The organism is Rhodococcus sp. P4_F3_2, assembly GCF_056401335.1.
In genome coordinates this window covers 65598-84927 of the sequence record NZ_JBFUJN010000013.1, presented here as the reverse complement: position 1 = coordinate 84927, position 19330 = coordinate 65598, and the positions used below count along the sequence as shown (strand labels likewise).

The 19330-nt window shown below is 62.2% G+C and carries 24 protein-coding genes; 12 read left to right on the top strand and 12 right to left on the bottom strand.

Going from position 1 to position 19330, the window contains the following annotated elements; all coding sequences use genetic code 11:
* Positions 1–6: 6 nt before the first annotated feature.
* From AC1DWA_RS16185 to AC1DWA_RS16175, 3 genes are read right to left on the bottom strand one after another with little or no spacing between them, the layout of a single operon-like run.
* Complete coding sequence (locus tag AC1DWA_RS16185; protein WP_021331818.1) at positions 7–354, bottom strand: plastocyanin/azurin family copper-binding protein; 348 nt, start codon at positions 352–354, stop codon at positions 7–9.
* Between the two features lie 10 nt (positions 355–364).
* Positions 365–1927 (bottom strand): multicopper oxidase family protein, encoded by a 1563-nt coding sequence (locus AC1DWA_RS16180; protein WP_133727200.1) that lies wholly within the window; start codon positions 1925–1927, stop codon positions 365–367.
* Positions 1924–2946 carry an ABC transporter substrate-binding protein gene (locus AC1DWA_RS16175; protein ID WP_041815331.1) on the bottom strand — a complete coding sequence of 341 codons (1023 nt, stop codon included), beginning with the start codon at positions 2944–2946 and terminating at the stop codon, positions 1924–1926. Before AC1DWA_RS16175 ends, AC1DWA_RS16180 begins: the two co-directional genes overlap by 4 nt.
* A 146-nt stretch (positions 2947–3092) precedes the next feature.
* Between AC1DWA_RS16175 and AC1DWA_RS16170 the strand changes: the two genes are divergently transcribed.
* A complete protein-coding gene (locus AC1DWA_RS16170; RefSeq protein ID WP_477916821.1) occupies positions 3093–3851 on the top strand; it encodes a TetR/AcrR family transcriptional regulator in 759 nt (252 codons plus the stop codon).
* On the opposite strand, the gene AC1DWA_RS16165 is transcribed toward AC1DWA_RS16170, so the two are convergent.
* Positions 3848–5011 carry a lipase family protein gene (locus AC1DWA_RS16165; protein ID WP_477846450.1) on the bottom strand — a complete coding sequence of 388 codons (1164 nt, stop codon included), beginning with the start codon at positions 5009–5011 and terminating at the stop codon, positions 3848–3850. The genes AC1DWA_RS16170 and AC1DWA_RS16165 overlap by 4 nt on opposite strands.
* A 175-nt stretch (positions 5012–5186) precedes the next feature.
* Here AC1DWA_RS16165 and AC1DWA_RS16160 point away from each other — a divergent pair, with 175 nt between their 5' ends.
* Entirely contained in the window at positions 5187–5627 is a 441-nt protein-coding gene (locus AC1DWA_RS16160; protein WP_029256408.1) for a VOC family protein, read from the top strand.
* A 21-nt stretch (positions 5628–5648) separates the two neighbouring features.
* On the opposite strand, the gene AC1DWA_RS16155 is transcribed toward AC1DWA_RS16160, so the two are convergent.
* Positions 5649–6248, bottom strand: coding sequence for a TetR/AcrR family transcriptional regulator (locus AC1DWA_RS16155; protein WP_182262913.1), 600 nt, complete (start codon positions 6246–6248; stop codon positions 5649–5651).
* Positions 6249–6306: 58 nt separating this feature from the next.
* Positions 6307–7740, bottom strand: coding sequence for an FUSC family protein (locus tag AC1DWA_RS16150; protein WP_069145499.1), 1434 nt, complete (start codon positions 7738–7740; stop codon positions 6307–6309).
* A 58-nt stretch (positions 7741–7798) separates the two neighbouring features.
* On the opposite strand from AC1DWA_RS16150, the gene AC1DWA_RS16145 reads away from it, so the two are divergent.
* Positions 7799–8314 carry a MarR family winged helix-turn-helix transcriptional regulator gene (locus tag AC1DWA_RS16145; protein WP_019745590.1) on the top strand — a complete coding sequence of 172 codons (516 nt, stop codon included), beginning with the start codon at positions 7799–7801 and terminating at the stop codon, positions 8312–8314.
* 1 nt (position 8315) lies between these two features.
* On the opposite strand, the gene AC1DWA_RS16140 is transcribed toward AC1DWA_RS16145, so the two are convergent.
* Positions 8316–8720, bottom strand: coding sequence for a PaaI family thioesterase (locus AC1DWA_RS16140; RefSeq protein WP_019745591.1), 405 nt, complete (start codon positions 8718–8720; stop codon positions 8316–8318).
* Positions 8721–8838: 118 nt separating this feature from the next.
* Here AC1DWA_RS16140 and AC1DWA_RS16135 point away from each other — a divergent pair, with 118 nt between their 5' ends.
* Positions 8839–9282 (top strand): winged helix-turn-helix transcriptional regulator, encoded by a 444-nt coding sequence (locus tag AC1DWA_RS16135; protein ID WP_019745592.1) that lies wholly within the window; start codon positions 8839–8841, stop codon positions 9280–9282.
* Between the two features lie 2 nt (positions 9283–9284).
* Here the strand turns inward: AC1DWA_RS16135 and AC1DWA_RS16130 are convergent, their stop codons facing one another.
* The 4 genes from AC1DWA_RS16130 to AC1DWA_RS16115 all read right to left on the bottom strand — a co-directional run bounded on the left by AC1DWA_RS16130 (position 9285) and on the right by AC1DWA_RS16115 (position 11426).
* The gene (locus AC1DWA_RS16130; protein ID WP_007729721.1) at positions 9285–9740 is read right to left on the bottom strand and encodes a PPOX class F420-dependent oxidoreductase; all 456 of its coding nucleotides are present in this window, start codon (positions 9738–9740) and stop codon (positions 9285–9287) included.
* A 33-nt stretch (positions 9741–9773) separates the two neighbouring features.
* The gene (locus AC1DWA_RS16125) at positions 9774–10313 is read right to left on the bottom strand and encodes a hypothetical protein (RefSeq protein ID WP_256063875.1); all 540 of its coding nucleotides are present in this window, start codon (positions 10311–10313) and stop codon (positions 9774–9776) included.
* 70 nt (positions 10314–10383) lie between these two features.
* Positions 10384–11199, bottom strand: coding sequence for a DUF72 domain-containing protein (locus tag AC1DWA_RS16120; protein ID WP_069145496.1), 816 nt, complete (start codon positions 11197–11199; stop codon positions 10384–10386).
* A gap of 44 nt (positions 11200–11243) precedes the next feature.
* The gene (locus AC1DWA_RS16115) at positions 11244–11426 is read right to left on the bottom strand and encodes a hypothetical protein (protein WP_007729726.1); all 183 of its coding nucleotides are present in this window, start codon (positions 11424–11426) and stop codon (positions 11244–11246) included.
* A gap of 81 nt (positions 11427–11507) precedes the next feature.
* Here AC1DWA_RS16115 and AC1DWA_RS16110 point away from each other — a divergent pair, with 81 nt between their 5' ends.
* From AC1DWA_RS16110 to AC1DWA_RS16090, 5 genes are all read left to right on the top strand, one after another.
* Entirely contained in the window at positions 11508–11828 is a 321-nt protein-coding gene (locus tag AC1DWA_RS16110) for a GYD domain-containing protein (RefSeq protein ID WP_007729728.1), read from the top strand.
* A 44-nt stretch (positions 11829–11872) separates the two neighbouring features.
* Complete coding sequence (locus tag AC1DWA_RS16105; RefSeq protein WP_024487511.1) at positions 11873–12721, top strand: LLM class F420-dependent oxidoreductase; 849 nt, start codon at positions 11873–11875, stop codon at positions 12719–12721.
* Between the two features lie 74 nt (positions 12722–12795).
* Positions 12796–13545, top strand: coding sequence for an SDR family oxidoreductase (locus AC1DWA_RS16100; protein ID WP_477846449.1), 750 nt, complete (start codon positions 12796–12798; stop codon positions 13543–13545).
* A gap of 62 nt (positions 13546–13607) precedes the next feature.
* The gene (locus AC1DWA_RS16095; RefSeq protein WP_020909359.1) at positions 13608–14072 is read left to right on the top strand and encodes an RrF2 family transcriptional regulator; all 465 of its coding nucleotides are present in this window, start codon (positions 13608–13610) and stop codon (positions 14070–14072) included.
* Between the two features lie 118 nt (positions 14073–14190).
* Complete coding sequence (locus tag AC1DWA_RS16090) at positions 14191–15333, top strand: GGDEF domain-containing protein (protein ID WP_477846448.1); 1143 nt, start codon at positions 14191–14193, stop codon at positions 15331–15333.
* Positions 15334–15359: 26 nt separating this feature from the next.
* Here AC1DWA_RS16090 and AC1DWA_RS16085 read toward each other — a convergent pair whose 3' ends face one another.
* Positions 15360–16244, bottom strand: a complete 885-nt coding sequence (locus AC1DWA_RS16085; RefSeq protein WP_007729733.1) for a helix-turn-helix transcriptional regulator — start codon at positions 16242–16244, stop codon at positions 15360–15362.
* A 167-nt stretch (positions 16245–16411) separates the two neighbouring features.
* On the opposite strand from AC1DWA_RS16085, the gene AC1DWA_RS16080 reads away from it, so the two are divergent.
* From AC1DWA_RS16080 to AC1DWA_RS16070, 3 genes are read left to right on the top strand one after another with little or no spacing between them, the layout of a single operon-like run.
* Entirely contained in the window at positions 16412–17449 is a 1038-nt protein-coding gene (locus AC1DWA_RS16080; RefSeq protein ID WP_477916819.1) for a zinc-dependent alcohol dehydrogenase family protein, read from the top strand.
* 42 nt (positions 17450–17491) lie between these two features.
* Entirely contained in the window at positions 17492–18964 is a 1473-nt protein-coding gene (locus tag AC1DWA_RS16075; protein ID WP_477846446.1) for an MFS transporter, read from the top strand.
* Complete coding sequence (locus AC1DWA_RS16070; protein ID WP_021331807.1) at positions 18939–19325, top strand: DUF2255 family protein; 387 nt, start codon at positions 18939–18941, stop codon at positions 19323–19325. The genes AC1DWA_RS16075 and AC1DWA_RS16070 overlap by 26 nt, the downstream gene beginning before the upstream one ends.
* The last annotated feature ends 5 nt before the right edge of the window (positions 19326–19330 follow it).

Below are 19330 nucleotides of genomic sequence, written 5' to 3'. Positions count from 1 at the left end.
AGTTACTCACTCTTCGACGATGATCGTGCCGGTCATGTTCGGATGTGGTGTGCACGTGTAGGTGAACGTTCCGGCTTTGTCGAAGGTCTGACTGTAGGTTCCGCTTCCTTGGAGATCGCTCTTGATCCCCAGCTCGGCGAACACGACATCGTGCGGCATTCCCTGGTCCTCGAAAATCCACGTGACCGTCTGTCCTGTGTGCACAGTGACGGAGTTCGGTGAGTACGCAAGGTTCTTCACCGAGATCTCGACCGGCGCTTGCTCGGTGGAACCCTGTGATTCACCTCCGCACGACGTCAGCGTGAACACCGCTGCAACAGCGATCAATGTGGTCAACCCGGTGCGAACTGACATTCTGCTCTCCTCATCGAACGTAGTGGAGGTCGGCAGTCATCCCGGCCTCGAAGTGGTACGCGTTGTGACAGTGGAACATCCACCGTCCTGGATTGTCGGCGTCGAAGTCGATCGCCAATTGTGCACGCGGAAGTACGATCACGGTGTCTCGGCGAAGCCCGCCGTACGAGGGAACCGAGAAGGTGTGCCCGTGGGTGTGCATCGGATGCCACATATCGGTGTTGTTGTTCATGACGATTCGTATTCGCTCGCCCTGCTTCATGATCAACCGACCCACATCGGTGCCCGCCATTCCCCAGACGTATCGATCCCCGGCCTGGATGAGATCAACCGAATACTCACGATCCGGTACCCGCTGTTCCCACGCGCCCGACGGTCGAAGCGTCGGTTCCAGAACGAGTCGGCCGCCGGACCCTGACAGCACTGCGGGAGAAGTCAGGTCGACGCTCGCAACCGAATCCGGTGTCCGAAGCAGGCACGCGGCGCCACCTGGCTTTCCTTCCACCTTCGCGGCGATAGGCCACGAACCGGACTGCACCGTCACCAATACGTCGTATCGCTGCGCGGGTGCGATCAGAATCTCGTCTCCGGCTGTGTAGGCTATGTCCTGCCCGTCAGCACTGACAACGGTCAACTCGTGCCCGGCGACAGAGAAACGGTACGGAGTCTCCGCCCCGGCATTGATCACCCGCAATCGAAGCCGTGTTCCGGCCGCTGCACTGACGACGAAGGGATCTTCCACAGGCCGTCCGTTGATCAGGTGCAGTGGATACGTGATGTGCGTTGCCATTCCACCGAGCGCCTCGGAATTACCGTGACCGCTGGCGAGAAATTCTGCGGCAGAATCAATCTCTGCATCATCGACTTCCGGTGGAGCTCCGCCGTGCCCGTGGTGTCCTCCCTGTACGTCCGGTGACAATGCGCGAAGCACTGCATCCGGGGTTGTTCCCAGCCCGTCGAGCCAGTCGTCGATCACGATGACGACGTCCTCGTCGGCTCCGGTCCGGTCGTTCGGGTCCTCGACCACTAGTGCACCGAATAGCCCTCGATCGGCCTGCAATCCTGAATGGGAGTGGTACCAATATGTTCCGTGATCCGGGGCCACGAAGTCGTAGGTGAACTCGGCACCTGGTCGGATTCGTTCCTGGGTGACCGGTGGGACACCGTCCATGTCGTTGCGGATCGCAATGCCGTGCCAGTGCACCGAGGTCTCCGCCGGAAGGTCGTTCTGCAACCGAACGTTGAGCCGGTCTCCCTTGGAGATTCGAATCTCCGGACCCACCGCTTCTGCACCGTACGACCACGTGTCCACCCCTCTGGCGCCCAGACTCACCCGAGCCGGTGCAGCTGTCAGATTCCGTTGGACTGTGTGCCCGCTACGAATTCTCGCCTGTTCGGCAGCACGTACTTCGTCGTCGAACGGTGAAATCTCAGAACTGGTTTCGTTCGCCGAGCCACGGCTGCACGCACTTAGTGCCACAGAACCCAAAGCCGCAGAACCCACAGCCGCAGAGCCGAGAGTCACCGCTCCCCATCGCAGAGCCAGGCGCCGACTCAACGCACTCGAACTCATGCCGTCAGCGCCGTGAATTCCTGATAGCGCGTCGCGGCAACAGCTTCGGTTCCGGTGCCGGTCAGATTGCCGGCAGCCATGGCATCCATGTCCTCGATCATCCAGAAAGTGGCGAAGGGATGAGTGGCGAGCCACATGTCTCCGTTGACCTTGGCCACTCGGTTCTCCTGCACCGCTGAAAGACTCGAGAACCCGGGAACACCGGCAACCTTGCCGAACTCGTACACGCCCTCGTCGAACACGGCTACGATCCGAGCATCCTGCGCCGGGATCGCCTCGTCGGACAGGGGCGCATACGGCAGTCCTCCAGCGGCATTCGCTCGCTGGGATTCCGGACGCCCGAAGCCGCTCTCCGCCAACAGCAACGACGGCGGCGCCTGCTCGGTGGTAGTGGCAAGGATTCCAGAACTGCTCATCAACACCGACACGGTGTTCGCTTCACCACCGGACCGAGCAGAGACGTCAGCGATCTTGCCTTCCAAAGCGACAGTCAACTTGTCGGCAACCGACTGACGATCAAAAGCGCGTCCGAAGAAGGCAAGATTCTCACGCCACGGAGTTGTGACGGCCGGGACCGGCACTGTGGGGACGGTCGACGCAAGGGAGTCGTAGTAGCTCCGATCGCCCATCGACGTGAAGATGACCAGTCCAGGATCCTGGGCGAGGACCTGCTCGATCGGGGGTGCACCGAGCGGCGGCACCGTGACCACCTCGGTACCCGCTGACGCCAAGATGTCCTGGCCGATCTCCGATCCCCACGACGTGAAGACCACGTCAGGGGTGATGCCGACGGCAAGGAGACCGAGTGCGGCGTATTCGTCGAGGGAAACAATTCGCCCGAGGTCGCCCGGAACCGACGTCTCACCGAATTCGTGGGACACAACACGCGTTCCCTCGGCAGGTTCCGTCGTCGGTCCCGCCTCACTCGAGCTACAGGCGGCCGCAGTCAGGGCAACGACACTGACCAGCAGCGAAGCACCCAGCCTCGATAGGTAACCGGGTCGCGTTTTCAACTTCATGGTGTCCTTCAGCTTCGAATAATCGGGGGTTCGCTACAAATCGGAGCACTGCTCGGATTTGGCAAGTAAACCTCACCTAAGTTCATCCGTCAATCGGTTGCGTCGACTACGCGACCCGATCCGACGCCGCTAAGCTCGGTCGGACCATGACTGCGCCATCACCTGACAAGAAGTCCGCCGCGAAATCACAGCGCCGCCGGAGTTACAACACCGGGATCACTGCGGACGCCGTGCTGACCGTGGCGCTCGGGCTCAGTCGCGAGCACGGAGTCGAGGGCTGGTCGCTGCGGCAGCTGCTCAGCGAACTCGATACGTCGTTCTCCGTCGTCTATCGACTCGTCGGAGATCGGGACGCACTCTCGGCTGCGGTGGTCGACAGTGCGGTGTCGGCCGTGAACGTGCCATCCGCACAAGAAGATTGGCGTCAATGGCTGACGCATCTGCTCTTGCAGATGCGAGAGGCCTTGATCGAGTGTCCAGGCGCGGCACAGTGGCTGCTGATGAACGGAGTTGCCACCCAGCGCAGCCGGGAACTCATGGAGGCCGGATTGGCTTCACTGACCGCCGCCGGGTTCGGGGAAGAAGCCGCTCAGGCTTACACCGTCGCCTTCACTTCGACAACCACACTGATTGCCATGAACGACGCCAGGCGCATTCCCAGCGGACAGCGTTCACCCGATCACAGCGCGATGCTGGAACGCCTGAGCAACGACGGACCCTCAGATCCCCGTTCATCGATGGAGACACTGATCGGGAAATTTGCCGGTCCACCGGATGCTGCGGAAGCAACACGGGCAGAACACTATCGCTACACACTCGACCGTGTCCTCGACGGTCTAGAGGCGCGCCCCCCCCCCCCCCCCCCCCCCCCCCCCGCGGATGATCTGGATTCTCGGTATGCCTAGCGGAACAGGTTCGCGACGAACGGAATCGTGTCGGCCTGCGATTCGACCAAAGCGCCGCTGTGATCGGTGTTGTAGGTCTTGAACGTGACCGGTTCACCGTTGGCGACCAACGCTGCAACCAGCGAAAGTGCAGACGGTGCAGGGACATCCACGTCAAGCAGGCCCTGGCCGATAAAGATAGGGCGGTCGTATCCACTGGTCGGTACACCCATGTAATCGTTCAGCAGACCCTGGAAGTTCGGGATCTCACTGAGCGGGCGGGAGAAGATGTCACCGAGGACCAGATCCTTGGATGCCTCGTCCAGGTCTGCGGCGCAGAGCTTTTCGGCCGAGTCGACCTTTTCCCTTCCCAAGTCGTTCAGGTAGGAATTCAAGTCGATCTCGGGGTGCGCTTCCCGCAAGCCCGCGAGGATGTAGAGCGCGTACGACGTCAACCCGCCGCCGAGGGCGATGGGAGGGAAGCCCGGACCGGCAGGCAGGAGGGTCAACTCGATGTTGGCCGGCACTCCGGTACCCACGCCACCGCGGTAGTCGAGCGAATCCCCTCCGTACTCGGTTGCGTAGCGGGCCGTCGTGATGGCTGCACCGCCGCCCTGCGACTGTCCGACCACTGCCCAACGATTCGAGATGGAGGAGTCGATGACCCGGGCCGCCTTGACCGAGTCGACTACGCTGTGCGCCTCCACCTTTCCGTCGAGGTACGGCATCAGCCCTGGTGTACCCAGACCGACGTAGTCGGTGGCGACGACGGCGTAGCCCTCCGAGAGCCAGCGCCCCAGGTACGGGTAGTCACGTTCGGGCAGGCCGGGACCGACCAGCGAAGGGGCACAGGAATCGTCGAGTCCGGTGGTGCCGTGCGCCCAGGCGATGACGGGCCAACCACCTTCCGGTGCCGGGCCGGCCGGGACGTAGTACGCGCCACTGCTCAGCGCGGGCCCGCCGTTGGAACCGATGGTCCAGTACGTGAATCGCTTGGCGTCGGCGGTACCCGGAATCCACAGATCCTTCGGTAGCGGCTCACTCGACACCACAGTGCCGGTGGCTTGCGACGCGCTCGGCGCCTGCGCGGACGCGATGGGCGCAGCAACGGCGGAGCCGATCGTTGCAGCACAGAGGGCTGCGATGGATATGCGGGCAAACGACTTCGACTGGAATTTCACGTCTGACGACTCCGGTTCGTGCGGTGGGCGACCTCGTTGGACGTTATCGTAGATTTTGTTTAACCGATCGGTCAAGCAAAATCTTGCAGCTTTGCGACACGTACATGTCGAGATCCCGGCCCCGACTCCGACCCAGTATCGAACCGGCACGAAGAAACAGTAGGAGGATGTGTCCATGGCACACGTACAGCGTTTCGACCACATCGGCATCACCGTCGCGGACCTCGAATCAGCGACGGCGTTCTTCGTCGGTCTGGGTCTCGAGGTGGAGGGCACCGGATCCGTGGAGGGCGAGTTCGTGGAAACCGTCTGCGGTATCCCTGGAGCCAAGTGTGAAATCGCCATGCTGCGCCCTCCGGGCGAAGGGTCACGGCTGGAGCTCTCGTCCTTCGTCACGCCCGACCACGTACCCGGATCGCCTGCTCCGATGGCCAACGAGATCGGTCTGCGCAACGTGTCTTTCGAGGTGGGCGATCTCCAGGCGGCGGTCGACGCGGTGGCTGCGGATGGTTACGGGCTCATCGGCGGGATCGGCGAGTACGAGAACAGCGTGCGCATGGCCTACGTGCGTGGGCCGGAAGGGATCATCGTGTCCCTGTTCGAGCAGATCGCCTGAAGCGTCACGGCAATCGGACCGTCAGATCGCCTTCCACGAGCTGACCAGAGCGCCCATCGCGGCCGCGAATTCGGCAAACGCCGCGTCGATTCTGACGCGGTCACCGGTCGTCACGAGATCGAGCGTCAACCCCCGAATCTGCGCCAACACGATCGTCGCGTAGCGATCAGCGCGATCGGGCGGACATCCATGCGCGAGCGCAGCTTCCGTCAAACCACCCAACCAGTCCCCCACCACATGATCGAGAAACTCGCGATACCGCTCCGGATGCAACAACGCCTGTCCGTAGATCTCGAACATCAAGCGAAAGCTCGGCAACGATTCCGCTGATGTGCGCCCATTCCAGTAACTCGTCAACATCTCGACGATGTCGGTCCCGGAAGAGATGTCGAGAGAAGAGCTGTCTCGCAGGGTGGCGACTACTTCAGTGAGTAGTTGTTCCTTCGAACCGAAATGGTGGATGAGTGTCGCATGGCTGATCCCCAGGTCCTTGGCCAACGGCCGCATGGACAGTTCACCGACGCCGTTCGCCGTGACATACGCGGTTACCTGCTCGAGCAATTCGGCACGGCGATGCTGGTAACGCAGTTTCCGGCCGTCGATCGGCGTGCTGTCCTCCACCTGCAGGAGCCTACGCAGTACCGGAAACACAGCAGTACCGGAAACACAGCAGTACCGGTTACACGGTGACGTGGTGGCGATCCGATCGACTGATCGTGACAGCGGCGACGACGATACCGATCACCACGCCGATGAGAGTGTCTGCGACGCGAGCCACTGCCGCTTCGGTCCCGATCGGGGCACTGAAACCGATGAGAAGCAGTGCCATCGGAGTGACGGCGAGTGACGTCAGCGCATAGTTCTTGATGACGAGCAGCTCCGCAGCAGTCTGCAGAATCACGATCACGGCAACGGCTTGCCAGTAGCCGAGTGTCAAAGCGATGAGCCCAGCGGCCACGACGGCGCCACCGACATTTCCCACCAACCGCTGAATCCCGCGCTGGACGGTCTGCTTGTAGTTCAGTCCCTGCATCGCGGCGATGGCACCCATCGACGCCCACAGCGGATGCTCCAACCCGGCTCCTGCCGCGAGCCAACCGGCCAGAGCCGAGGCCGCCACGATGCGGAGAGCATTCATCCGCACCGGGCGCGAATACAGTCGGCGCAATCCTTCGAGAAAATAGCCCTCGGGGGCGGCAAGCGTGGGCGCCGGCGCGAGGTCGTGTTCGATCATGCTGGAGCGCTTGAGCTTCCGAAGTTCCTTCTCGTGCTGAGCAATACTCCGGATCAAAGTCGCGTCGCCGTGCAACTGCCATTGCTGTACTGCCGCTTCTGCTTCGTCGAGCACCGCGACCAGTTCGCGTCCGTGATCGACGGTCGACTTGATCCGACCGCTCGACGCAATGACCAAGCGGGCGTTGGCAATCGATCCGAGCGCCGGTTCCACTGCGCCTGTGCCGGACTGTTCGAGACGTCCCACCGCAGAGACTGCACGAGCAACTGCCAGACGGGCAGGTCCCATCGGCAGTACGAGCGCTGGGAGCATCGCGGCCACCCAACCGACCACAACTCCGAGCGCACCGGCAGTCACCAGCCTCGCCAGATCATCGACACTGGAGGCATATCCGGCTGCACCGGTCGCCGCGAAGACGAGGATGACGGGCCCTGGTCCGGTGATCCGGAAGCCCGACATGAAGCAGTACGACGCACCGGCCAGCAACGAGAGGATGCCGATCTGCAACCACATCGGAACGCCCACAACACCCATTGCGCTGCCGAAAGCGATGGAAACCACCAATGCGGCACCGACCATCGCCAGCTTGCCCGCCAACCGGGGATACGGCTCGTACCTACCGAACGCGGCGCACAGCGCGCCCAAGGCCGCGAAGCCGGCCAACTCCCGATGCCCGAGCAGTCCGCCGACCACGAGGACTACGGCGGTGGCGAGCCCGACCCTGATCGCGGGGGCGATGGTCGCGTCGGCGGATCCGACGCGAAAAGCCGCTCGCCACGTCGCCCCGGAGACCGTATGTGCAATGGCCTCACTCGAATGAGTGAGACGGCTGGGCGTCCTGGCTGCGGTTTCGGTTCGGGTCACCGACTCAGCATACATTTATTTCACCAGTAAATTACTTGTGAAGTAATGCGAATTCTGTCGCTAAGATGGGGCCATGGGTGCGACTGACAGATCCGAAGACGACTTCATCGACAAAGTCCGTCGCGAATGGAAGCGCGCCTACCCGGAGTTCGACACCGCCCCCGTCGAAGTGATGGGCCGGATCGCCCGCATCAACGCGCAGTCTCTTCACCAGCTCGACCGCGCCCTGGCGTCCAGCGGGGTCTCTCGCGCCGAATTCGACGTGATGAGTGCACTCGCTCGCAGTGACCGCCCCCTGCGAGCGAGTGAAGTCACCGCCGTCACGATGGTCAGCGGCGCCGCCACCACAAAACACGCAGACCGTCTGGCCAAGCTGGGCTTTGTCGAGCGTCAGCGTTTCGAACACGACGGACGGGTGGTTCTGCTTCAACTCACCGATGCCGGTCGCGCATTGGTCGAGGCAGAGTTTCCCCGACGCGTCGAGCGAGACCGTCAAGTACTGACCGGACTCGACGAGGACGAACGTGCCCAGTTGACGGCGCTGCTCAAACGAATCTCACGCAACATCGACTCGGGGATCTGGGACTGATCTATTTCGGCAGCGGTACGTTCTGCAATCGCACCTGACCGCGCGCCACCTCTTTGCCCGATTCCGGATCGGTGATGACCACCGACCACAACTGCTGAACGCGTCCCTGCTGAATCGGCACAGCCACGACGTCCACGCGCCCACCCGTACGCGCCCGCAGGAAATCCGTTCCGTTGTGGACGCCGACGGCGAATTCGCCGCGATCTGCCACTGCAGTGCTGGCTCCGATACTCGCGGCCGACTCGACGGCGGTCGTGTAGACACCGCCGTGGACTACACCCCACGGAGTGTGATGCGCCTCGGACAGATCGATGTGTCCGACGACCTTCGTGCCGGACACCTCGTCCAGTTGCAATCCGGCAGCGCTGACAAATCCGCTTGCTGCCTCGAGATTCAATTCCGTCATGACGACCCCTCATCTGCTCCGTTGGATTTCTCGACCTACCTTCCGCCCTCGAATACATACCGTCAAGTGCTAAGTTGGAATTCCCAACTAACTTTTCCAACTAACAGGGGCCCCAGAGATGACGGCGACAAAAGGACGCAACTGCTCCATCGCCAACGCCTTGGAGGTCGTCGGCGAGAAGTGGTCACTGTTGGTGCTCCGAGAAATCGTCCTCGGGCAACGACGGTTCGACGAGATCGCCGCGGGCACGGGTGCGAGCCGCGACATCCTCGCCGCGCGTCTGCGCACCCTCGTCGAGGCCGACGTCCTCACGAAGCGTCGCTACGAAGACCATCCACCGCGCTACGAATACGTCGCCACCGAATCAGGGAAGGCGCTCTACCCGATCCTGATGGCACTCATGGAATGGGGAGATACCTTTGCGACGACGGGTCCGCCGCCTACCGTCGTCGAGCATCGTTGCGGTGAGATCCTGCACGCCCAAGTTGTCTGCGCACACTGCAAAGAACCGCTGGCCGCCAGAGATGCGCACGTAGTCGAACTCTCGCCACCTGCTCGATAGCGTCAGCGTCCGGGCGGAAACCCACCTGTTGCGATCGGACCCCAGGAGTCGACGGTGACGCGGATCAGGCTCTTGCCCTGCTTGCGCATGGCTTCGCGGTACTCGTCCCAGTCGGGATGATCACCGGCGATGGATCGGTAGTAGTCGACCAACGGTTCCACCGAGTCCGGGAGGTCGATCAACTCCGCGGTTCCGTTCACCTGGACGTACGGGCCGTTCCACTCGTCGGAGTGGATACACAGAGACACCGCCGGGGTGCGGCGAACATTCGCGGCCTTGGCCCGTTCCGGGTACGTGGAGATGACGATCCGGCCCTCGTCGTCGACCCCGCACGTCACCGGAGAGATCTGCAACTCGCCGGATTTCTTCACCGTGACGAACGTGGCCCGATGACGCGGCCTGATGAACTCGAGGAGTTCGGCAAACGAAACACGATCTGCGCTGGCGATCTTGGACATGACCTCAGCCTAATTCGATTTACGAGCTGACGCTCAGGGCATCTCGATGGTCTGAGCACGTGCGATTTCGTCGATTGCACGAATGACGTACGCGCTCTGAGCTTTCTTCACTCCGGTCGACAGACTTCCGATGACCAGAACCGCCGAACGCAGGTACGCGCCGTGCCCGATGCGGAACGAATCGTCCTCCAAATCCGAAATCCCGAGCGCCCCGGTGTAGACCGCAGCGAGCGCCTGCACGTCCAGATCCGGCAGCCACACGATTGTGGACTTGGCGCAGGCAGTAAGCGCATCCTGCACGTCCTCGCTGGACAAGCCGTCCGGATGCGTGTCCTCGAGCAATTCGCGCACGATCGCCGCGTGAACCGAGCTGACCTGCTCGAACGAGAGCCCGCGCAGTTCCTCGACAGCCACGAGCAGTCCGTCACGATTTGCCGCCCGCACCGCCGCGAGTGCGTCGGCCGTGGCATCGGCGATGTCACGGGCGACCTTCGGCCAATGCGTCGGCCAGCTCTGTTCTGGCGTCCACTGTTCCGGCGTCCGCTGTTCCGGCGTCCGCTGTTCTGGCGTCATCGTGGTATCTCCTCGGTCCTCGCGTTCATGCGGAAGCCTTCCACATCCCACCGACAGGCCAGGCGATCCGTCAGCGCAGCCGCTCCAACAAGGACATTGCGTTGTGCGGCGCAAAGCCTTTCATGTCGTTGTCGAAGTAGACGTACACGTCGAGGCCTTCGTCCATCCAATCCCGAAAGCGCTTGGACCACTTGTCCAGAGCTTCGTCGGTGTACCCACTCGCATACAGTTCCTTGTCCCCGTGCATCCGCACGTAGACAAAATCGGTAGTCGGAGTGGTGATGCGGGGATATCTGCCGGCGGTGTCTGCGACGACAAAACCGATGGAGTGCTCGCGCATCAGGTCCACGGCTTCGTCGGTCTCGAAGCTGGCGTGCCGCGCTTCCACCGCGTAGCGAATCGGCACGTCCCTCTCGGTCTGGGCGAACACTCGGTCTTCGGTGAGCTTGTCGTCGTGCTGTGCTGCCAGATCGGCTGCAGCCTGGGTGGTGCGGGGAAGACCGTCGAAGAAGTCGGTCAACCGCTGCGGTTCGAACTGCAGCGTCGGAGGTAGTTGCCACAGGATCGGTCCGAGCTTGGGACCGATGGCGAGTGTTCCGGCGGCGAAAAAGTTGGCGAGTCCGTCACGGGCGTCGAGCAGTCGTTTCATGTGCGTGATGTACCGGCCGCCCTTGATCGCGAACACAAAATCTTCGGGAGTTTCACTGCGCCATTTGGTGTAGCTTTCCGGCTTCTGCAGGGCATAGAACGAGCCATTGATCTCGATCGACGTCAATCTCTCTGCGGCATAAGATAATTCTTTGCGGTGAGCAAGACCTTTCGGATAGAAATCTCCGCGCCACGCGGGATACGTCCACCCGGAGATACCTACCCGAATATCTGCCATCGATTCAGACTAAGCGGCACTCGAGCGTTTTGACACTCCGTGTTTCAAACTCCGGCACTGAGCGCGACGGATACCGGTACGACGGTCAGGCACACCACCGCACCGACGAACAACGCGATCACGAGGCGACGGTCCCACTTTCCGCGTGCACCACTGGCAGCCAGCATGAAGATCACAAAACCTACACACACGGACACGATAGTCACGATCACCGGAGTTCCAACCATGCCGTGATTGTCCCCTACCCATTGCCACCGAGCGCCCTACGGGTACACGATCGAAGTACCCATCCCGAGCAAGGAGTGGAAATGCCGAAATACCTCTGGCAAGTGACGTACTCACCCTCCGGCGCCGCCGGTCTACAGCAGGAGGGAGGCACTGCGCGGCGCGACGCGATAACGCGAATGGTCGAAAGCATCGGTGGCACAGTCGAATCCTGCCACTTCGCGCTGGGCGGTCACGACATGTTCGTCATCGGCAACCTACCGGACGACGTCGCGGCAGCCGCATTGAGCATTCGCACGGCTGCGGCAGGTGCGGCACGCTCGGAGTCGATCACGCTGCTCACGCCGGAGCAGATCGACGAGGCAGTCAAGCGACCGACCGACTACCGCGCGCCGGGCAAATGACGACGGAAGGAATAGATCCCGGCAGCAGCCGAGTTGCACCCGCTGTGACGGAGACTACGAAAACACCTGACCTGGGCACCTACGGAATCTGGCGAGGAGCGGCTGGTTTGCCGCCCGAACTGGGAACAGCGATCGAGAAACTCGGTTTCGGCACCATCTGGATCGGCGGCTCACCACGCGCCGATCTACGGATCGCCGAGAAACTTCTCGACGCGACCGAGCACATCACCGTGGCGACCGGAATCGTCAACATCTGGTCCTCACCTGCAGCCGAGGTGGCGGAGTCCTATCACCGACTCGAAGCCGCGCATCCGGGGCGATTCCTCCTCGGCGTAGGCGTCGGACATCCGGAGGCGACCGGCGACTACACCAAGCCGTACGCCTCGCTCGTGTCGTACCTCGACGAACTCGACGAGGCCCAGGTCCCGGAATCGCGGCGCGTCCTCGCCGCACTGGGACCGAAGGTGTTGAAACTGTCCGCAGATCGCGCTGCCGGCGCGCATCCGTACCTGACCATCCCCGAACACACCGCCGAAGCTCGTGAAATCCTCGGCCCTTCGAAGATTCTTGCCCCTGAGCACAAGGTTGTTCTGGAAACCGATCCGGAGAAGGCCAGAGCAATCGGTCGCCCCGCCGTCGCCAACCCGTATCTGTATCTGCGCAACTACACGAGCAATCTCGAGCGCCTCGGTTTTGCGCCCGAAGAGTTGGCGAACGAAGGAAACGATCGCGTCATCGACGCTCTGGTTGCGCGCGGTACCGCGAAGTCCATCGCGGATCGACTTCGGGAGCATGTCGCGGCAGGTGCCGATCACGTTGCGATCCAAGCACTTCCCGCCGAGGGTGATCCGCTCGCGACCTACGAAGCACTCGCAGCCGAACTCTTCGGCTGATCAGACACCCTTGACTTGGATAAGTTGTGTCCGAGTATACTTGGACATAACTTATCCGAGTAAAGGAGAAAATCATGAAGATCGTCATTTTCGGAAGCGGACTGATCGGAAGCCAGGTCGCCGCCAAGCTCGCTGACGCCGGGCACGAGGTGAAGGCACTCGGCCGCGCAGACGGGATCGACATCACCACCGGCGCAGGAATCGCCGAAGCAGTCGATGGTGCCGACGTCGTCGTGGATCTGACCAATTCTCCGTCGTGGTCGGACGAAGACGTCTTGGCCTTCTTCCGTGACGGAACCAGCCATATCCTCGCCGCAGAAGAGAAGGCGGGCGTCGGTCACCACGTCATCCTGTCCATCGTCGGCGCCGATCGACTGCCCGATTCCGGGTACATGCGAGCCAAAATCGCCCAGGAAGACCTGGTCAAAGCCGGCCCGACACCATACACGATCATCCGATCGACCCAGTTCTTCGAGTTCGTCGCCGGAATCGCCGACGCCGGAACCACCGACGGCACGGTCCATGCAACACAGGCACATCTGCAGCCCATCGCATCACGGGACGTCGTTTCTCACGTCGCCGAGGTAGTGACCGGTGCGCCGCGTAACGGCACGGTCGAGATCGCCGGGCCCGAACCACTGGGCATCGACGAACTGGTCCGGCGCCTGTTCGTCGTCACCGGCGACAAGCGCTCGGTGATTTCCGATCCCGAGGCCGGGTACTTCGGCGCGAAACTCGACAACTCGGCACTCACCCCGACACCCGGCGCCGACGCATGGATCGCGCCGACAACGTACGACGCGTGGCTTGCCGAGAAGGCCTGACGTCGACCACTCGAGCGACGTCCGGCCCGCATCACGTTCCACCACGTCGATAGAGTTCAACCATGAAGCTTTCCGGAGGCGTGGAGTGGTCACTCCACTGCTGTGTGGTTCTCAGCCAGGCCGAGGGGCCGGTACCCACAGCCAGACTCGCCGAACTTCACGGGGTGTCGAAGACATACCTGGCGAAGCATCTGCGAGCGCTCGCGCACGCCGGTCTGGTCAATCCGACCGAGGGCCGAGACGGTGGGTACGTCCTCACCCGGGCTCCCGAGAAAATCACCGTTCTCGACGTCGTCCAGGCGGTTGACGGCACTGAACCTGCGTTCCGGTGCACGGAGATTCGACAGCAAGGAATCCTCGCCGCTCCACCGGAGCAATGCCGTTCCGCCTGCGGAATTGCCAAAGTCATGGCCGACGCCGAAAAAGCCTGGCGCGCATCGCTGTCGGGAGTCACGATTGCAGATCTTGCTGCAACCCTGGATCTTCCGGCACTCAGAAAGATCCTGACCACACCGATCGCACCTTAGAGCGGCCCACACCTCACGAGGCATCAATCCATCGTTCAACTATCGGGTACCTTGTTCGGGGATCAAATCTTGACGAAGAATCTTCCGGGAATTTTCGCAAGATCTCGGAGGGGGTTTCATGGGAGTCAGTGGCGCTGCGGGGTTGGGGCAGAACATTCGTCAAACAACTGGACTGTTACGTCGCTGGTGGTCTCTTGCGTACGACGGTGAATGGTTCCCTCGGTTTCTGGCTGCTCGATCGATGTTGGGGACAGCCAGAGTGGTCGTCACCTTTTGGTGCGCCGTGTTCGTGGCACTCGCCGTACTGGCTCAATTCGTGAAGGGTGGCGCAACCGACCTCCCTGAACGGCTCGCGGCGGGCACAGCATGCATGATCGCGCTCTACTGCATGATTCGCTGGTCACTCGGACGGTCCTGGCCGAGCCACCACCAATCCGTTCGTTTCATTTCGCTCACCAATATCTGCTTGTCCTTGATACTTCTCGCCGGAATCCATTCGAGCTTCCTGGCATTGACCGGCGCCGTTCTGTTCGTGGTCGTCGCGAACTATTCGTCGGTATTCCACAGCCCTCGAATAGTCACGGCACAGATCGTCGGCGCGCTGTTCGTCGTTGCCCTACTGACAATTCGCGCTGTAACCGATCCGGATACCGATTCTTCGCTGTCGGTGTCCACTGGATTCGTCATCGGGTGTGTTATCGCGTCCGCCGCGATGACCGTGCATTTCCTCGTCTTGTACTTGACCGACGATGCACGACACTCTTGGCGCGATCCACTCACCGCTGCTCTGAACCGACGTGGGCTGCACAACGTCTGGCAACAGCTGTTCGGTGTCGGCGAACTCCAAGGACACGTTGTCCTCGCGGTGGTGATCGATGTCGATTCGTTCAAGAGCGTCAACGACAAACTAGGTCACGCAGAAGGTGATCGGATGCTGGTGACAGCCGGTCGGCGTCTGAACTCAGCGGTCGGAGAGGTCGGGCTGGTTGCCCGGACAGGCGGCGACGAGTTCGTGATTCTCATGCCCGTGGAGCCACGTCGCATCGAACAAACCGTGGTGGACATTCACAATTCGATATCGCGGCCCGCCGGTCGGCAGTCGATTTCCGTGAGCGTCGGAGCCAGCGTGTGGCTGTCCTCGACAATCCCGGACGCTTCAGGAACCATCGATCGGATACTTGCCGACGCCGACAACGCGATGTATCGAGCCAAGCGACGGGGTGGAGACCAGGTGGCCTGGGCGGTAACGCATCTGAGCTGATCGACAGGTCTACTTGCCGACCGAACTCAGAGCGCCGCTTCGCTGTCGTTCGCCGGATCCAACTGATCCTGGGTTGCCGCCCAACTCGCCAAGAGTTTGAGTGCGTCAGCCGTGGGCGTCCCCGGCGCCGCGGTGTAGACCAGCAGCGTCAGCCCGGGATTGGACGGCAGTTCCATCGCCTCGAAGTTCAGCTCCAGGTCGCCGACGACGGGGTGACGAACCTTCTTGAATCCCGTCCGATGAAAGCGCACATTGTGCTTCGCCCACCGGGTGCGGAATACCTCACTGCGAGTGGCAAGTTCACCGATGAGCTCGGTCAGCGCCTTGTCATGGGGATTGCGTCCCGCTTCCGAGCGGAGCATCGCGGCGATGTCGTCTGCCGCGCGTTCCCAATCTACGAAGAAGTCCTGCGACGCCGGGTCCAGGTACACGAAGCGGGCGTTGTTCGCCGGCCTACGCGGATCAGCCAAGACTGGCGAATACAACGCGCGCGCCATGCGATTGGCCGCCAGCATGTCGTGCCTGGCATTGCGTACCCACGCCGGCGCGTCGGTGATGGCGTCGAGTATCTGCTGAATCGCCGGGCTCACGCCCTTGGGGGCGGGGCGCTTTCTACTCGGTGCGCCTGCACTGGCGGCCTTCGCGAGGTCGTACAAATGGGCAGTTTCGGCTTCGTCGAGTTGCAGTGCTCGGGAAAGGCTTTCGAGTACCGAATCCGACGCTCCCGCCAGATTTCCGCGTTCCATGCGCACGTAGTAGTCGATGCTCACACCGGCGAGCAGAGCGACTTCCTCACGGCGCAACCCCTTGACGCGACGGTTTCCGCCGTAAGCCGGGAGCCCTGCCTGCTCGGGTGTGATGCGAGCACGACGGGAGCTGAGGAATTCGCGGATCTCGGCTCGGTTGTCCATGCAGTTCACGTTACTCGAGCGGCGAAGACCGAGGGAGGTACTGCCGTTACCTGGAACAACAGACACTCCCGCGCTCGCGAGGCGCCGCGTTGACTGATTGCAGTCGACCGGTTCACGCAGAAACGTCGACTTCCAAGCACGCGAGACCAGAAGCAAGAGGGGACACCATGCGAGCAACCATCATGTACGGCGCCGGAGACGTTCGGGTCGAGACCGTGCCCGATCCGGTACTGCAGCAGCCGACGGACGCGATCGTGCGGGTCGTCAGGGCCTGCGTTTGCGGCTCTGACCTGCACCCTTACCACAACATGCCGGCAACACCCGGTGGTTCCCCGATGGGCCACGAATTTGTCGGAGTAGTTGAAGAGACCGGTCGCGACGTGTCCACGTTGAAGAAGGGCGACTTCGTCATCGCCCCCTTCGCCTGGTCCGACGGGACGTGCGACTTCTGCCGCGAAGGCTTGCAGACGTCCTGCCGACACGGCGGCTTCTGGGCCGGAAACGGGATCGGAGGCGGGCAGGCGGAGGCCATCCGAGTGCCGTTGGCAGACGGCACCCTGGTCAAGGCGCCGGTCGGTGAGGACTCCGAACTCCTGCCGTCACTGCTCACGCTCTCCGACGTCTTCGGCACCGGCTATCACGCGGCGGTCAAGGGTGGCGTCAACCAACGCACGACGGTCACGGTCATCGGCGATGGAGCCGTGGGGCTGATGGCAGTGCTCTCCGCCAAACGCCTCGGCGCCGAGCGCATCATCCTCATGGGGCGCCACAAGACCCGCACGGATCTCGGTCTCGAGTTCGGAGCCACCGATGTAGTTGCCGAACGTGGGGACGAGGGCATCGAGAAAGTCCGCGAACTGACCGGAGGCAACGGCACTCATGTCGTCCTCGAAGCGGTAGGTCACATGCCTGCCTATGAGCAGTCACTCGGAGTTGTCCGACCGGGCGGCGTCATCAGCCGAGTCGGAGTACCCCAATACGAAGAAGCTCCAATCGGATTCGGGACGCTCTTCGGACCCAACATCACGCTCACCGGTGGACCGGCTCCGGTGCGCGCGTACATCGAAGAGCTGATGCYGGATGTGCTCGACGGAAAGATCGAGCCGGGCAAGGTCTTCGACCACACCGTCGGGCTCGACGACGTAGCGGAAGGCTATCGAGCCATGGACTCCCGTGAATCGTTGAAGGTCCTCGTCCGCCCGTAATCCACCACTTGCGAACGTCCACCACTTGCGAAGAAGAAGCGCGTGACCCACACTGCCAACCGTCCCGTTGCCGGTCGCATCAATTCCACCGCGATCCTGGCGATCATTCTGATCAGCTATTTCATGATCCTGCTAGACAATTCGATCATCTTCAGCGGGCTACCCAGCATCCAAAGCAGCATGGGTTACTCGGCAACCGGGTTGTCCTGGGTCCAGGACGCCTACCCCCTGGTGTTCGGCGGCCTTCTCCTGCTGGGCGCTCGACTCGGGGATATCTTCGGCCGTCGTCGCGTATTCGTCTCCGGTCTCGCAATTTTCGCGATTGCGTCGTTTCTCGTCGGGGTCGCGCCGAACGGTTGGTGGCTCATCGCGGCGCGCGCTCTCCAAGGCGTCGGAGCCGCAGTGGTGGCCCCGGCGTCGCTGTCACTACTGACCGCCAGTTTCCCGCCCGGGCCGGAGCGAACGCGCACTGTTGCCTGGTACGGCGCTGCGGCGGGAATAGGCGCCAGCCTCGGACTCGTGATCGGCGGCGCCCTTGCCGACTGGGTGTCATGGCGCGCAGGCTTTTTCATCAACGTTCCGATCGGAATCGCGATGATCGCGCTCGCTCCCCGGTTCATTCCGGAAACCGAACCCAACTCCGGACGTTTCGATGTGGCGGGCGCTGTTCTCGCCACACTCGGCATGACCGCACTCGTCTTCGGCACCGTCAACTCGGCCGAAGCGGGGTGGACCTCACCGATCACTGTTGCGACACTGGCGGCCGGGGCGATACTACTGACCTTGCTCTTCCTCAACGAAGCGAGAGCGGAGCAGCCGATCATGCCACTGAGGTTGTTCCGCAGCCGGGAGCGATCCGGCGCGTACGCCGCCCGAATGCTCTATCTGGGTGCCATGATCGGATTTTTCTACTTCACGACTCAGCTACTCCAAGGCGTCATGGGCTTCAGCGCGTTCCAAGCTGGCATCGCCTTCTTCCCGATGACGATCGTCAATTTTGCTGTGGCGATGCTGATTCCGCGACTGACACCACGATTCGGAAATTCCGCAATTCTGTCGGTTGGCATTGCCGTCACCCTCGCCGGGATGGCGTGGCTCAGTCTGGTCCATCCCGGTAGCACGTATCTCACTGCGATAGCACTTCCGACGATATTGATCGGCGCCGGGCAGGGGTTGGCTTTCGCTCCGCTGACTTCTGCCGGTATCTCCGGGGTAGAGGCCGAGGATGCCGGTGCCGCATCAGGATTGGTCAACACTGCACACCAACTGGGCAGTGCTCTCGGACTCGGCATCCTCGTCGCAGTTTCCGCGGGCGCCGGAGCCTCTGCCGACGACGCCACAACGGCACTCACCGATCACGTATCAACGGCTCTCACCGCAGGCACCGCCCTGCTGGCCGCTTGTCTCGTCATCGTCCTCGCACTGATCGTCCCGGCTACGAGAACGCGAAGTACCACAAAGCAATTCGAACAGGAGAAAGGAAGCCGAGATGTCGCACTCGTGGACCGAGGCTGAACTGACCAAGATCGGTGGTGCCGAGGAATTGCAGATCTCCTCGTACCGCCGCGACGGCACCGCAAGGCCGTACGTCACGATTTGGGTCGTCCGTGCCGACAACCAACTGTACGTGCGCTCGGCATACGGAACCGACAACCCGTGGTTCGTCCGAGCAACGGCAAGTGGAAGGGGCCGAATCCGCGCAGGAGGAATTGAGCGGGACGTGGCGTTCGAGTCCGCCGCACCGGATGCGCACTCGGCGATCGACTCCGCCTACCACACCAAGTACGACCGCTACGGCCCGCAGATCGTCGGCTCCGTCACCGGCCGCGCCGCCGCACCCAACACCATTCGACTTGTTCCGCTGACGCAGAACTGAACCGC